Raw genomic sequence first — 14924 nt, 5'->3', positions numbered from 1 at the left:
AGGATCTTGCCCCCAGTCAAGGCAAGGCCCCGACCTCCCCCTCCATCGAACCGGGACAAAACTGTCTCGATCCGACGAACGGGGCTGCCAGGGCCCAGTCTTATTATCGCAGAACTCAGTTACCGCTTGAGTTCAGCGCTTCGGTCAGTGCAGCTTCCACTTCACTGGCGCTTACGCGCAGCGGCTTGTCAAGTTCACGGCGGCGCTTACGCTCGCTGTGATAGGCCAAACCGGTACCGGCTGGGATCAAACGACCCACAACCACGTTTTCTTTCAGGCCACGCAGGTAATCGCGCTTGCCGGTTACCGCTGCTTCGGTCAGTACACGAGTGGTCTCCTGGAAGGAGGCCGCCGAGATGAACGACTCAGTGGACAACGACGCCTTGGTGATACCGAGCAGTACACGAGTGAACTTGGAAACGAATTTCTCGTCGTTCGCCAGGCGCTCGTTCTCTACCAGTACGTGAGTCAGTTCCATCTGGTCGCCCTTGATGAAACTGGAGTCGCCGGATTCAGCGATTTCAACTTTACGCAACATCTGACGCAGGATGGTCTCGATGTGCTTATCGTTGATCTTCACGCCTTGCAGACGGTAAACGTCCTGGATCTCGTTAACGATGTACTTGGCCAGCGCACTCACACCCAGCAGACGCAGGATGTCGTGTGGATCGCTCGGGCCGTCAGAGATAACTTCGCCGCGGTTTACCTGTTCGCCTTCGAAGACGTTCAGGTGACGCCACTTCGGAATCAGCTCTTCATACGGATCGCTACCGTCGTTCGGGGTAATGACCAGACGGCGCTTGCCCTTGGTCTCTTTACCGAACGCGATGGTGCCGCTGACTTCAGCCAGAATCGACGCTTCTTTAGGACGACGAGCTTCGAACAAGTCGGCAACACGCGGCAGACCACCGGTGATGTCACGGGTCTTCGAAGTTTCTTGCGGGATACGAGCGATAACATCACCGATCGCGATCTTCGCACCATCCGCAACACCGACCAGGGCGTTGGCTGGCAGGAAGTACTGAGCGATAACGTCAGTGCCTGGCAGCAACAGATCCTTGCCGTTGTCATCAACCATCTTCACAGCAGGACGGATATCTTTGCCTGCAGCTGGACGGTCTTTGGCGTCGAGTACTTCAATGTTGGTCATACCGGTCAATTCGTCAGTCTGACGCTTGATCGTGATGCCTTCTTCCATGCCCACGTAGGTCACGGTACCTTTCATTTCGGTAACGATTGGGTGAGTGTGCGGATCCCACTTGGCCACGATTGCGCCAGCGTCGACCTTGTCACCTTCTTTAACCGAAATTACAGCACCGTACGGCAGCTTGTAGCGCTCACGCTCACGACCGTAGTCATCAGCGATGGCCAGCTCACCGGAACGAGATACAGCAACCAGGCAGCCATCCACTCGCTCAACGTGCTTCAGGTTGTGCAGACGGACGGTACCGCCATTCTTCACCTGAACGCTATCAGCTGCGGAGGTCCGGCTTGCCGCACCACCGATGTGGAACGTACGCATCGTCAGCTGGGTACCCGGCTCACCGATGGACTGGGCAGCGATAACGCCGACCGCTTCACCGATGTTCACCTGGTGACCACGAGCCAAGTCACGACCGTAGCACTTGGCGCAGATGCCGTAGCGGGTTTCGCAGCTGATCGGCGAGCGAACAATCACTTCGTCGATGCTGTTGAGTTCGATGAACTCGACCCACTTCTCATCTACCAGGGTACCGGCAGGAACGATAATTTCCTCGGTGCCTGGCTTGAATACGTCACGGGCGATCACTCGACCCAGTACGCGCTCACCCAATGGCTCTACAACGTCACCGCCTTCAATGTGCGGAGTCATCAGCAGGCCATGCTCGGTGCCGCAGTCGATCTCGGTCACAACCAAGTCTTGTGCAACGTCTACCAGACGACGAGTCAGGTAACCGGAGTTAGCGGTCTTCAACGCGGTATCCGCCAGACCTTTACGAGCACCGTGCGTGGAGATGAAGTACTGAAGTACGCTCAAACCTTCACGGAAGTTCGCAGTAATCGGCGTTTCGATGATGGAACCGTCCGGCTTGGCCATCAGGCCACGCATACCGGCGAGCTGACGGATCTGCGCAGCAGAACCCCGTGCGCCCGAGTCGGCCATCATGTACATCGAGTTGAAGGATTCCTGGTCAACTTCGTCGCCATGACGGTCGATGACTTTCTCTTTCGAGAGGTTGGCCATCATCGCCTTGGAAACTTCGTCGTTGGCCTTGGACCAAAGGTCGATCACTTTGTTGTACTTCTCGCCCTGTGTTACCAGGCCCGAGGCGTACTGGCTTTCGATCTCTTTCACTTCGTCAGTAGCGGCACTGATGATGCGAGCTTTTTCATCCGGGATAACGAAGTCGTTAACACCGATGGAAACGCCGGAAATAGTCGAATAGGCAAAACCGGTGTACATCAACTGGTCAGCGAAGATCACGGTCTCTTTCAGACCAACCACGCGGTAGCACTGGTTGATCAGCTTGGAGATCGCCTTTTTCTTCATCGGCAAATTGACAACGTCGTACGACAGACCTTTTGGCACAACCTGGTACAACAGCGCACGGCCGACAGTAGTGTCGACGATACGGGTGTTGCTCACGCTGCCGCCGTCACGGTCGTTGACGGTTTCGTTGATCCGCACTTTGACCTTGGCGTGCAGCGCGGCTTCGCCGGCACGGAACACACGGTCAACTTCCTGCAGATCCGCGAACACACGACCTTCGCCCTTGGCGTTGATCGCTTCACGAGTCATGTAGTACAGACCCAATACAACGTCCTGCGACGGAACGATGATTGGCTCACCGTTGGCTGGCGACAGAATGTTGTTGGTCGACATCATCAACGCACGCGCTTCCAACTGGGCTTCCAGTGTCAGCGGTACGTGCACGGCCATTTGGTCGCCGTCGAAGTCGGCGTTGTACGCAGCACAGACCAGCGGGTGCAGCTGGATAGCCTTACCTTCGATCAGTACCGGTTCAAACGCCTGGATACCCAGACGGTGAAGGGTCGGTGCACGGTTGAGGAGAACCGGGTGTTCACGGATCACTTCAGCGAGAACGTCCCAAACCTCTGGCAATTCGCGCTCGACCATTTTCTTGGCAGCTTTAATGGTGGTAGCGAGACCACGCATTTCCAGCTTGCCGAAAATGAACGGCTTGAACAGCTCAAGGGCCATCTTCTTCGGCAGACCGCACTGGTGCAGACGCAGGGTCGGGCCTACGGTAATTACCGAACGACCAGAGTAGTCAACACGCTTACCGAGCAAGTTCTGACGGAAACGACCTTGCTTACCCTTGATCATGTCAGCCAGGGATTTCAGAGGACGCTTGTTGGAACCGGTGATAGCGCGGCCACGACGACCGTTGTCGAGCAAGGCGTCGACCGCTTCTTGCAACATACGCTTTTCGTTGCGCACGATGATGTCCGGAGCGGACAGATCGAGCAGGCGCTTCAAGCGGTTGTTACGGTTGATCACGCGACGGTACAGGTCGTTGAGGTCGGAAGTCGCAAAACGACCACCGTCCAACGGTACCAGCGGACGCAGGTCTGGCGGCAGAACCGGCAGAACGGTCAGCACCATCCACTCTGGCAAGTTGCCGGAACCCTGGAAGGCTTCCATCAACTTCAGACGCTTGGACAGCTTCTTGATCTTGGTTTCGGAATTGGTTTGCGGAATTTCTTCACGCAGACGGCCAATCTCGTGTTCCAGGTCGATAGCGTGCAGCAGTTCGCGGACAGCTTCAGCACCCATGCGGGCATCGAAATCGTCGCCGAACTCTTCCAGCGCTTCGAAGTACTGCTCGTCGTTCAGCAGCTGACCTTTTTCAAGGGTGGTCATGCCCGGATCGATAACGACATAGCTCTCGAAGTAGAGAACGCGTTCGATATCACGCAGGGTCATGTCCATCAGCAAGCCGATACGGGACGGCAGCGATTTCAGGAACCAGATGTGGGCAACCGGTGAAGCCAGTTCGATGTGCGCCATGCGCTCACGACGAACCTTGGCCAGTGCGACTTCAACGCCGCACTTCTCGCAGATCACACCACGGTGCTTCAAGCGCTTGTACTTACCGCACAGGCACTCGTAATCCTTTACCGGGCCAAAGATCTTGGCGCAGAACAAGCCGTCACGTTCTGGTTTGAACGTACGGTAGTTGATGGTTTCCGGCTTTTTAACTTCACCGAACGACCACGAACGGATCATCTCAGGCGATGCCAACCCAATACGGATGGCGTCGAACTCTTCGACTTGACCCTGGTTTTTCAGCAAATTCAGTAGGTCTTTCAAGGCCTTTCCTCCTGGCGGAGCAGAGAGCGGGCTAAGCAGCCCCGCTCTCGATTCGCGTCACGTGTTATTCGGTTTCCAGATCGATATCGATGCCGAGGGAACGAATTTCTTTGATCAACACGTTGAAGGACTCGGGCATGCCCGGCTCCATACGGTGATCGCCGTCCACGATGTTTTTGTACATCTTGGTCCGGCCGTTCACATCGTCCGACTTCACTGTGAGCATTTCTTGCAGAGTGTAAGCAGCACCGTATGCTTCCAGTGCCCAGACCTCCATCTCCCCGAAACGCTGACCACCGAACTGAGCCTTACCACCCAGCGGCTGCTGGGTAACCAGGCTGTACGAACCGGTAGAACGAGCGTGCATCTTGTCGTCTACCAAGTGGTTCAGCTTCAGCATGTACATGTAGCCAACAGTAACCGGGCGCTCAAACTTGTTGCCGGTACGGCCGTCGAACAGCTGCATCTGGCCGCTTTCTGGCAGGTCTGCCAGTTTCAGCATCGCCTTGATTTCGCTTTCCTTGGCACCGTCGAACACCGGGGTAGCCATTGGAACGCCGCCGCGCAGGTTCTTCGCCAGATCCAGGATTTCCTGGTCGGTGAAGGTGTCCAGCTCTTCGTTGCGACCGCCGATCTCGTTGTAGATCTCGTGCAGGAACTTGCGCAGGTCAGCGACCTTGCGCTGCTCTTCGATCATACGGTTGATCTTCTCGCCCAGACCTTTGGCCGCGAGGCCCAGGTGGGTTTCAAGGATCTGACCAACGTTCATACGCGAAGGTACGCCCAACGGGTTGAGGACGACGTCGACCGGGGTGCCATTGGCATCGTGCGGCATGTCTTCAACCGGCATGATCACGGAGACCACACCCTTGTTACCGTGACGACCGGCCATCTTGTCGCCCGGCTGGATGCGGCGACGGATTGCCAGGTAAACCTTGACGATTTTCAGCACGCCTGGAGCCAGGTCATCGCCCTGCTGCAGTTTGCGCTTCTTGTCTTCGAACTTGTCGTCCAGCAGACGGCGACGATCAACGATATAGGCCTGAGCCTTCTCGAGCTGCTCGTTCAGAGCATCTTCAGCCATGCGCAGTTTGAACCACTGACCATGCTCAAGACCGTCGAGTACTTCGTCGGTGATGTCCTGACCTTTCTTCAAGCCAGCGCCGCCTTCGGCCTTGTGGCCTACCAGGGCGGAACGCAGACGTTCGAAGGTCGCGCCTTCAACGATACGGAACTCTTCGTTCAGGTCCTTGCGGATCTCGTCGAGTTGAGTCTTCTCGATAGACAGTGCACGAGCATCACGCTCAACGCCGTCACGGGTGAAGACCTGTACGTCGATGACAGTACCCTTGGTACCGGTAGGTACGCGCAGGGACGTGTCTTTAACGTCGCTGGCTTTTTCACCGAAGATGGCACGCAACAGCTTCTCTTCCGGAGTCAGTTGGGTCTCGCCTTTCGGGGTGACCTTACCAACCAGGATGTCGCCTGCGCCAACTTCAGCACCTACGTAAACGATACCGGCTTCGTCCAGCTTGTTCAGTGCAGCTTCACCCACGTTCGGGATGTCTGCAGTGATTTCCTCTGGCCCAAGCTTGGTGTCACGTGCCACACAGGTCAGTTCCTGAATGTGGATCGTGGTGAAGCGATCTTCCTGAACCACACGCTCGGACAGGCAGATGGAGTCTTCGAAGTTGTAACCGTTCCAGGCCATGAACGCGATGCGCATGTTCTGACCCAGTGCCAGCTCACCCATATCGGTGGAAGGACCATCAGCCATGATGTCGCTGCGCTGAACCCGATCACCCTTGCTCACCAGCGGACGCTGGTTGATGCAGGTGTTCTGGTTGGAGCGGGTGTACTTGGTCAGGTTGTAGATGTCGACACCGGCTTCGCCAGTTTCAACTTCGTCATCGGCAACACGAACCACGATACGGCTGGCATCAACGGAGTCGATCACGCCGCCACGACGAGCCACGACGCAAACGCCGGAGTCACGGGCTACGTTACGCTCCATGCCGGTACCTACCAGCGGCTTGTCAGCACGCAGGGTCGGTACAGCTTGACGCTGCATGTTGGAACCCATCAACGCACGGTTGGCGTCATCGTGTTCCAGGAACGGGATCAGCGACGCAGCAACCGAAACTACCTGTTTCGGCGATACGTCCATCAAGGTGACGTCTTCCGGCGCCTTGACGGTGAACTCGTTCAAGTGACGAACAGCAACCAGCTCGTCGATCAGCATTTTCTTGTCGTTCATCGTGGCCGAAGCCTGAGCGATCACGTGATCAGCTTCTTCGATGGCGGACAGGAACACGATCTCGTCGGTGACCAGTGCGTCTTTCACCACACGGTACGGGCTCTCGAGGAAACCGTACTGGTTGGTGCGCGCATAAGCGGCCAGGGAGTTGATCAGGCCGATGTTCGGACCTTCCGGCGTTTCAATCGGGCATACACGACCGTAGTGAGTCGGGTGTACGTCACGCACTTCAAAGCCTGCACGCTCACGGGTCAGACCGCCCGGGCCCAGTGCAGAAACACGGCGCTTGTGGGTGATCTCGGAGAGCGGGTTGTTCTGGTCCATGAACTGCGAGAGCTGGCTGGAACCAAAGAACTCTTTCACCGCCGCAGCCACTGGCTTGGCGTTGATCAGGTCTTGCGGCATCAGGCCTTCGCTTTCGGCCATCGACAGACGCTCTTTGACCGCACGCTCAACACGTACCAGGCCAACGCGGAACTGGTTCTCGGCCATTTCGCCTACGCAGCGAACACGACGGTTACCCAGGTGGTCGATGTCATCGACGATGCCTTTGCCGTTACGGATGTCGACCAGAGTCTTCAGAACCGCAACGATGTCTTCCTTGCACAACACGCCCGAACCTTCGATCTCGGTACGACCGATACGACGGTTGAACTTCATCCGGCCGACCGCAGACAGGTCGTAGCGCTCAGGGCTGAAGAACAGGTTGTTGAACAGGGTCTCGGCAGCGTCTTTGGTTGGCGGCTCGCCAGGACGCATCATGCGATAGATCTCGACCAGCGCTTCCAATTGGTTGCTGGTGGAGTCGATCTTCAGAGTGTCGGAGACGAACGGACCGCAGTCGATGTCGTTGGTGTACAGGGTCTCGATGCGAACAACCTGAGACTTGGCGATTTTTGCCAGGATTTCAGTGTTCAGCTCGGTGTTGCATTCAGCCAGGATTTCGCCGGTGGCCGGGTGCACGATGACCTTGGCAGTGGTGCGACCCAGGACGTAGTCCAGTGGCACATCCAGCGTCTTGATACCGGCTTTTTCGATCTGGTTGATGTGGCGCGCAGTAATACGGCGGCCCGCTTCAACGATGACCTTGCCCTTTTCGTCCTGGATGTCCAGAACGGCAATCTCACCACGCAGGCGCTGAGGCACCAGTTCCAGGCTGAGGGTTTCGCCACTCAGGTGGAAAACGTTAGTGGTGTAGAAGGCATCCAGCACTTGCTCGGTGGTATAGCCGAGCGCGCGCAGCAGTACCGAGGCCGGCAGCTTGCGACGACGGTCGATACGTACGAACACGCAGTCTTTCGGGTCGAACTCGAAGTCCAACCACGAACCGCGGTACGGAATGATCCGCGCGGAGTACAGGAGTTTGCCGGAGCTGTGCGTCTTGCCGCGGTCGTGGTCGAAGAACACGCCCGGGGAACGGTGCAGCTGGGAAACGATAACACGCTCGGTACCGTTGATAACGAAGGTACCGTTCTCAGTCATCAGGGGGATTTCACCCATGTAGACTTCTTGCTCTTTGATGTCCTTGATCGCTTTGTTCGACGATTCTTTGTCGAAAATGATCAGGCGGACTTTTACCCGCAAAGGTACGGCGTACGTAACACCGCGCAACACGCATTCTTTGACATCAAATGCCGGTTCGCCCAGGCGATAACCGACGTACTCCAGCGCAGCATTGCCGGAGTAGCTGATGATCGGGAAAACGGATTTGAAGGCCGCATGCAGGCCCACGTCGCGGAACTGATCTTTGGTCGCTCCCGCCTGCAAGAATTCACGATACGAATCCAGCTGGATAGCCAGAAGGTACGGGACATCCATGACGTCCGGCAACTTGCTAAAGTCCTTGCGGATACGTTTTTTCTCAGTATATGAGTAAGCCATCAGCGTTCCCCAGCTTGGTCACCTGCTTGTTTGGCCCCTCCCGACGGGAGCAGCCAGAAAATCTCGCAAACCCCATGGTTTGCACCACCGCATCGGGTGGCTACAGCGCGTTAATGGCGGCGACCGAGTCGACAGCCAAGAACGGAAAAAGGCCGGTGGCAAGAGCCACCAGCCATCAGCCTTCAGCTTAACGCTTGGGCTGGAGACGCAAGGTCGATGCTTACTTCAGCTCGACTTTAGCGCCTGCTTCTTCCAGCACTGCTTTAGCTTTGTCAGCTGCGTCTTTCGACACTGCTTCCAGAACCTGGGCAGGGGCGCCGTCAACTACAGCCTTGGCTTCTTTCAGGCCCAGACCGGTCAGTTCACGTACTGCCTTGATCACGTTTACTTTCTTCTCGCCAGCTTCCAGCAGCATGACGTTGAATTCGGTTTGCTCTTCAGCAACAGCAGCAACAGCGGCTGGGCCAGCGGAAGCAGCGGCAGCGGAAACACCGAATTTTTCTTCGAAAGCTTTGATCAGCTCAACAACCTGCAGAACCGACATTTCAGCTACGGCGTTGAGGATATCGTCTTGGGAGATAGACATTGCTGTAATTCCTGAATTGGGGGACGGCCTACGCGGCCATCGAAATAAACAAAAATACGCGAGAGGAGATGCTCAGCCTTAGGCTGCGGCAGCTTCTTTTTGCTCGCGAACTGCGGCCAGAGTACGAGCCAACTTGCTGGTAGCGCCTTGAATCACGCTCATCAGCTGAGAAATAGCTTCGTTACGGGTCGGCAGTGTTGCCAGTACGTCGATTTGGTTAGCTGCGAGGAACTTGCCCTCGAACGCAGCTGCCTTGATCTCGAACTTATCCTGACCCTTGGCGAACTCTTTGAACAAACGGGCAGCAGCGCCAGGATGTTCGTTGGAGAATGCAACCAGGGTCGGGCCAGTGAACACGTCGTTGAGCACATCATATTGAGTGCCAGCAACGGCGCGCTTGAGCAGGGTGTTACGTACAACACGTACGTATACGCCAGCTTCACGAGCCTCTTTACGGAGTCCGGTCATAGCGCCTACTGTCACACCACGGGCATCAGCCACGACAGCGGACAGAGCAGCTTTGGCAGCCTCGTTGACTTCAGCGACGATGGCCTTCTTGTCTTCGAGATTAATTGCCACGGGTTTAACTCCTGCTTGTTACCGTTTCATCTGGCCGAAGCCGGATGTCGTTTTGGTGTCTGATTCGGTAAGGAACCGGGAGCACCATCTGCGTAGGCTTGTGGTTTAAGGCTTGCGCCGCCTACGGTCTTGGATAGCCCCCGCCAGGCAGGGACCCCAATCTTTCAATTGGCGCAATTACTTGCACCAATTTGTGTCTTATACGTCCAGCGAGCCTTGGTCGATGACCAGACCTGGGCCCATAGTGGTGCTCAGGGTAACGCGCTTGACGTAGATACCTTTCGAGGAAGCAGGCTTGATACGCTTCAGATCAGCGATCAGGGCTTCAACGTTTTCCTTCAGCTTGACGGCATCGAAGCCGACTTTGCCAACGGAGGTGTGAATGATGCCGTTTTTGTCGGTGCGATAACGAACCTGACCAGCCTTGGCGTTTTTAACCGCGGTAGCTACGTCTGGAGTTACGGTGCCGACTTTCGGGTTAGGCATCAGACCACGTGGACCGAGGATCTGACCCAACTGACCTACAACGCGCATTGCATCCGGGGAAGCAATAACGACGTCATAGTTCAGGTCGCCGCCTTTCATTTCGGCAGCCAGGTCATCCATGCCAACGCGATCGGCGCCGGCGGCCAGAGCAGCTTCAGCTGCCGGGCCTTGGGTGAAGACAGCAACACGTACAGTCTTGCCAGTACCGTGTGGCAGCACAGTAGCGCTACGAACGACCTGGTCGGATTTACGTGGGTCAACACCCAGGTTTACAGCAACGTCAACAGACTCGCTGAACTTGACAGTCGACAGCTCGGTCAGCAGAGCAGCAGCGTCTACAAAATTGTAGGACTTGCCCGCTTCGATTTTGCCGGCGATAGCCTTTTGGCGCTTGGTCAGCTTAGCCATTACACACCCTCCACGTTAAGGCCCATGCTACGAGCAGAACCGGCGATGGTACGCACGGCTGCATCCATATCAGCTGCAGTCAGATCCGCGTTTTTGGTTTTCGCGATTTCTTCCAGCTGAGCACGAGTTACGGTGCCAACCTTAACGGTGTTCGGACGAGCGGAACCGCTAGTCAGACCAGCAGCTTTCTTCAACAGAACCGAAGCCGGGGTCGACTTGGTTTCGAAGGTGAAGCTGCGGTCGCTATATACAGTGATGATCACTGGAGTCGGCAGACCTGGCTCAATACCCTGAGTACGGGCGTTGAAGGCCTTGCAGAATTCCATGATGTTCACGCCGTGCTGACCCAGAGCTGGACCGACGGGTGGGCTTGGGTTGGCCTGAGCGGCCTTCACTTGCAGCTTGATGTAAGCGGTAATCTTCTTGGCCATGAGGCACTCCAATTACGGGTTCGAACGCCTCGAAAGGCTCCCCGGTTACTTGCGCGTTTATCCCAGTGACGACAAAACCCCACAGCCTAGGGCTGCGGGGTTGGGATGCTTGCTCAGCTAGACTTTTTCGACCTGGCTGAACTCTAGCTCTACCGGAGTAGAGCGACCGAAAATAAGCACTGCCACTTGGATCCGGCTCTTTTCGTAGTTAACTTCTTCGACCGTGCCATTAAAATCAGCAAACGGGCCGTCGGTGACACGAACAACCTCACCTGGCTCGAACAACGTCTTCGGCTTAGGCTTATCACTACCATCAGCAACACGACGCAGAATTGCTTCTGCCTCTTTGTCGGTGATTGGTGCAGGCTTATCAGCGGTACCGCCAATGAAACCCATGACGCGAGGAGTGTCCTTGACCAAGTGCCAAGTACCCTCATTCATGTCCATCTGAACCAGCACATAGCCAGGGAAGAACTTGCGCTCGCTTTTGCGCTTCTGGCCATTACGCATTTCCACCACTTCTTCAGTGGGGACCAGAATTTCGCCGAAGCCATCTTCCATGCCTGCCAGCTTTACGCGCTCTAGCAAAGAGCGCATGACGTGCTTCTCGTAACCCGAGTAAGCATGCACAACGTACCAACGCTTAGCCACGGGACACCCTTAGCCAACAATCAAGGAAACAAGCCAGCCGAGCAGGGAATCAAGACCCCACAACAGCAACGCCATAACCAGAACAACAGCCACCACAATCAACGTGGTCTGCGTGGTTTCTTGGCGAGTCGGCCAAACGACTTTACGTATCTCGGTGCGAGCTTCCTTCACCAGGACTGCAAACGACTTGCCTTTAGCAGTCTGCAGGCCAACAAAGGCAGCAACAGCAGCAAGGGCGAGCAATGCGAGGACGCGGTACAGGATCGGCGACGCAGAGTAGTACTGGTTTCCGACAACACCTACAACCACAATAGCGACTACTACAAGCCACTTGAGCAGATCGAAGCGAGAGCCTTGAACTTCAGCCTTAGGAGTCATCTATGAAGATCCTGTGAAAAGAAAGCCAGACACACCAAGTGAATCTGGCAGGTCAGGAGGGAATCGAACCCCCAACCTACGGTTTTGGAGACCGTCGCTCTGCCAATTGAGCTACTGACCTAAAACAAAATCAGGCCGACAATTATGCCGATCCGAAAAAGACTTTACAACAACAAACCCCAGAAGACCTGAAACCTACCCAAAACAAAATCACGATAGAGAGCAGAATCAATCAAAGGTAGCTGTTAAAACAAAGGCAGATATTTTCATATCTGCCTTGTTATATGGAGCTCTTGAGCGGATTTGAACCGCTGACCTCACCCTTACCAAGGGTGTGCTCTACCAACTGAGCTACAAGAGCGAAACAACCTGCACAACCTGCAAACTTGGAGCGGGTAGCGGGAATCGAACCCGCATCATCAGCTTGGAAGGCTGAGGTTCTACCACTAAACTATACCCGCGGAGCTTGCAGCTCACGCTAAAATGGTGGAGGGGGAAGGATTCGAACCTTCGAAGTCGTAGACGTCAGATTTACAGTCTGATCCCTTTGGCCGCTCGGGAACCCCTCCTAAGCGAGCCGGCATTCTACATCACGCCGGCCTTCTGTCAAGCATTTTCTCATTAAAAACCTGAGGTTAGCTGCGTTGACCTTCGCCTCACCTTGTCGACCTCAGAGGTCTTCACTGCGAAGCGGGCGCCATTCTATGCAAACTATTCGACAGTTGCAATGCCTTCGCACAGCATTATTTTATGTTTTAACTCATTGAATTCCTTGGCAAGGTTTTCAAAGGGCAGGTCATCGGCCAGACGCCGGCTTTCAGGCGCAACCCGCAGCCAGTATCCATTGGCATCGGGAAGGTTTAGCGATTGCAGCTTGACCTTGATATCCAGACTCGTAAGCCGCTGCTCTACCGACTGAGCCTCCTTCTGATCGGTAAATCCACCGATATAAAGACAAGTATTTTGCACCTCAGGGGCTTTTGCTCTATCTCGTCGCACCATCGCATCAGCGGATTCGCTCAGCAAGCGAATATCCTGCTGTGAGTCGCGATACAAGGCCAATGGCGTTACATCCTTGGCCCGCAACGGAGCCTCCTGCTGATGCCAGACGTAATAGAACGCATTGAGGACCAGCAACAGCAAAAACAGCCAACGCATAAAAACCTCAAGACAAGGGACACGCCATCGCCAAACCGACAAAAACCAGATCCGGAACAAGTCGCGCTCCAGGCACAGCATCAGAGATCAGCTCAGCATCTCCACCCGTAAGAAACACGGAGAAATCACTTCCCCAGTAACTTCTCGCCAATTCGAGCTGAGTCAAGACGAACCCCCTCAACATTAGCGTGCAGCCGCGCTCAACCGCTTCCACAGTAGTACGACCAGGCACCAAGCACTCCAAGGCACGTTCGGCAGAAACATCGTCGTAGCGGATCTTGCGAGTGTGCGTGCGCAGCTGGTTGCGCATCAATGGCATACCAGGACAAATAAAGCCCCCTAGATGCTCACCATCAGCGGCGATGAAGTCGGCTGTCGCCGCCGTACCAAAATCGAGCACAAGGCAAGCACCCGACGCCAGTTGAAAGCCACCCAACATCGCCAGCCAGCGATCAAGCCCTAGGCGTTCGAAATCCTCGTAACCATTGCGCACCCCAGCCATCTGACGAGAGGAAGCAGCACACACCACGGCAACACCAAAGGTATCGACCAATGCCGCCACCAACTCGCTTGTCTCCTCAGAGGCTCGCACACTTACCAGCCGGCAATGCTTCAGCGTAAGGCTCGCAAGCGCCAACAAACTCTCGATCAGCGCAATATCAGAGCCGACGACCCCTTCCGCAAAAACGTGCGCCTTATCCAACTCAAGCACTCGCCACTTGATAAAGCTATTCCCACAGTCGAGCTCAAGAATCATCACGCAACCTCAGACTTAGCTCGCCACCGCTGTATATTTTTTCGACGCCGTTCACGTTCAAACGCAACGCACCTTGACCATCAATACCCAACACCACTCCATCGATCTGACTGACACCTGCAATCAGCGACACAGGCTTGCCCTGCCACAGATGGTTCTGCTCCCACTCCGCCTGAATAGCAGAGAAACCTGATGCCTGATGACGATCAAGATAGGCTTGCAACTGCGCCCCTATACGCGCGACCAGGTAGTTACGATCAACTGCATGACCGGTCTCTAACTGCGCCGAAGTCCACTGCTGATCGACCTCTACTGTCTTCTGCATGTTCACGTTAATCCCAATACCAAGGACAACGTGACAGACGTCCGCCGGGTCACCAACCAGCTCCAGGAGGATGCCGGCGATCTTTTTTTGACCTACCAGGACGTCGTTTGGCCATTTCAAGCCAACGCCCTTAACTCCGGCCTCTCGTAAGGCCTGCATAACCGCGACCCCCACAACCAGACTAAGGCCCTCTAATCGCCTTAACCCCCCATCGATTCTCAACACAAGACTGTAATAGACATTTTGAGCGAAAGGACTAGCCCACTTGCGTCCTCGCCGACCCCGACCAGCAGTCTGCTGCTCCGAAAGAACAAGGAAAGGTGCAACCCGCCCCATCTCGACAAGCCGCAATGCCTCTGCATTGGTGGAGTCAATTGACTCGGAAATATAGACAGGCCAAGCAGGAGTCGGAGCATTTGCCGAAATATCATCAGCATTCAACAACACCAAGGGCGCAGCCAATTGATAACCCCGTCCACGGACTTTATGTATGGGTAGATTCAACTCCGCCTCAAGATGCTGAAGCTGCTTCCATACAGCACTGCGACTGACGCCCAGGGCCGCACCTAGCGCTTCACCAGAATGGAAGCGACCATCTTTTAGAAGTTTCAACAACGTCAGCATGCAGGTCTCGCCTCACAATGAGGCACGCATGATAGCTATGCGCAGGGCCATTGCATAGAAAGCAGGGACTTTAGGCAGGCAGACACCT

11 protein-coding genes and 4 tRNA genes are annotated in these 14924 nt (G+C 55.4%); all 15 read right to left on the bottom strand.

Features of this window, described 5'->3' with window-relative positions:
• Positions 1-115: 115 nt before the first annotated feature.
• The 15 genes from rpoC to birA all read right to left on the bottom strand — a co-directional run bounded on the left by rpoC (position 116) and on the right by birA (position 14836).
• Positions 116-4315: a DNA-directed RNA polymerase subunit beta' gene (gene rpoC, locus GNF76_RS21220; RefSeq protein ID WP_155585074.1), complete on the bottom strand. Its 4200-nt coding sequence runs from the start codon at positions 4313-4315 to the stop codon at positions 116-118.
• 64 nt (positions 4316-4379) lie between these two features.
• A complete protein-coding gene (rpoB, locus tag GNF76_RS21215; RefSeq protein WP_155585073.1) occupies positions 4380-8453 on the bottom strand; it encodes a DNA-directed RNA polymerase subunit beta in 4074 nt (1357 codons plus the stop codon).
• A gap of 220 nt (positions 8454-8673) precedes the next feature.
• Positions 8674-9039: a 50S ribosomal protein L7/L12 gene (gene rplL / locus GNF76_RS21210; protein WP_155585072.1), complete on the bottom strand. Its 366-nt coding sequence runs from the start codon at positions 9037-9039 to the stop codon at positions 8674-8676.
• A gap of 78 nt (positions 9040-9117) precedes the next feature.
• On the bottom strand, positions 9118-9618 hold the full coding sequence (rplJ, locus tag GNF76_RS21205; RefSeq protein WP_084379721.1) for a 50S ribosomal protein L10: 501 nt from the start codon (positions 9616-9618) through the stop codon (positions 9118-9120).
• 198 nt (positions 9619-9816) lie between these two features.
• Positions 9817-10512, bottom strand: coding sequence for a 50S ribosomal protein L1 (gene rplA, locus GNF76_RS21200; protein WP_003176434.1), 696 nt, complete (start codon positions 10510-10512; stop codon positions 9817-9819).
• Complete coding sequence (rplK, locus tag GNF76_RS21195; RefSeq protein WP_003210097.1) at positions 10512-10943, bottom strand: 50S ribosomal protein L11; 432 nt, start codon at positions 10941-10943, stop codon at positions 10512-10514. Before rplK ends, rplA begins: the two co-directional genes overlap by 1 nt.
• 117 nt (positions 10944-11060) lie before the next feature.
• Positions 11061-11594: a transcription termination/antitermination protein NusG gene (gene nusG, locus GNF76_RS21190; RefSeq protein ID WP_003176436.1), complete on the bottom strand. Its 534-nt coding sequence runs from the start codon at positions 11592-11594 to the stop codon at positions 11061-11063.
• A 9-nt stretch (positions 11595-11603) separates the two neighbouring features.
• Positions 11604-11972 (bottom strand): preprotein translocase subunit SecE, encoded by a 369-nt coding sequence (gene secE, locus GNF76_RS21185; RefSeq protein WP_155585071.1) that lies wholly within the window; start codon positions 11970-11972, stop codon positions 11604-11606.
• A gap of 45 nt (positions 11973-12017) precedes the next feature.
• Positions 12018-12093: transfer RNA gene (locus GNF76_RS21180), tRNA-Trp, on the bottom strand.
• Positions 12094-12257: 164 nt separating this feature from the next.
• Positions 12258-12333: transfer RNA gene (locus GNF76_RS21175), tRNA-Thr, on the bottom strand.
• Between the two features lie 26 nt (positions 12334-12359).
• Positions 12360-12433: transfer RNA gene (locus tag GNF76_RS21170), tRNA-Gly, on the bottom strand.
• A gap of 23 nt (positions 12434-12456) precedes the next feature.
• Positions 12457-12541, bottom strand: a tRNA-Tyr gene (locus GNF76_RS21165).
• Positions 12542-12683: 142 nt separating this feature from the next.
• Positions 12684-13130, bottom strand: coding sequence for a hypothetical protein (locus tag GNF76_RS21160; protein WP_155585070.1), 447 nt, complete (start codon positions 13128-13130; stop codon positions 12684-12686).
• 7 nt (positions 13131-13137) lie between these two features.
• Entirely contained in the window at positions 13138-13887 is a 750-nt protein-coding gene (locus tag GNF76_RS21155; protein WP_155585069.1) for a pantothenate kinase, read from the bottom strand.
• Entirely contained in the window at positions 13877-14836 is a 960-nt protein-coding gene (gene birA, locus GNF76_RS21150) for a bifunctional biotin--[acetyl-CoA-carboxylase] ligase/biotin operon repressor BirA (RefSeq protein ID WP_155585068.1), read from the bottom strand. The genes GNF76_RS21155 and birA overlap by 11 nt, the downstream gene beginning before the upstream one ends.
• Between the last annotated feature and the right edge of the window lie 88 nt (positions 14837-14924).

This window comes from Pseudomonas spelaei, assembly GCF_009724245.1.
Classification (GTDB): Bacteria; Pseudomonadota; Gammaproteobacteria; order Pseudomonadales; family Pseudomonadaceae; genus Aquipseudomonas; species Aquipseudomonas spelaei.
The sequence above is the reverse complement of the archived record's forward strand: the minus strand, read 5'-3'. Positions and strand labels throughout refer to the sequence as shown.

Excerpts from the sequence above, each read along its gene's own strand:
- rplA (WP_003176434.1), bottom strand. The coding sequence starts at position 10,512 with ATGGCTAAGCTGACCAAGCGCCAAAAGGCTATCGCCGGCAAAATCGAA.
- GNF76_RS21155 (WP_155585069.1), bottom strand. The coding sequence starts at position 13,887 with ATGATTCTTGAGCTCGACTGTGGGAATAGCTTTATCAAGTGGCGAGTG.
- GNF76_RS21160 (WP_155585070.1), bottom strand. The coding sequence starts at position 13,130 with ATGCGTTGGCTGTTTTTGCTGTTGCTGGTCCTCAATGCGTTCTATTAC.
- secE (WP_155585071.1), bottom strand. The coding sequence starts at position 11,972 with ATGACTCCTAAGGCTGAAGTTCAAGGCTCTCGCTTCGATCTGCTCAAG.
- birA (WP_155585068.1), bottom strand. The coding sequence starts at position 14,836 with ATGCTGACGTTGTTGAAACTTCTAAAAGATGGTCGCTTCCATTCTGGT.
- rpoB (WP_155585073.1), bottom strand. The coding sequence starts at position 8,453 with ATGGCTTACTCATATACTGAGAAAAAACGTATCCGCAAGGACTTTAGC.
- rplK (WP_003210097.1), bottom strand. The coding sequence starts at position 10,943 with ATGGCCAAGAAGATTACCGCTTACATCAAGCTGCAAGTGAAGGCCGCT.
- rplL (WP_155585072.1), bottom strand. The coding sequence starts at position 9,039 with ATGTCTATCTCCCAAGACGATATCCTCAACGCCGTAGCTGAAATGTCG.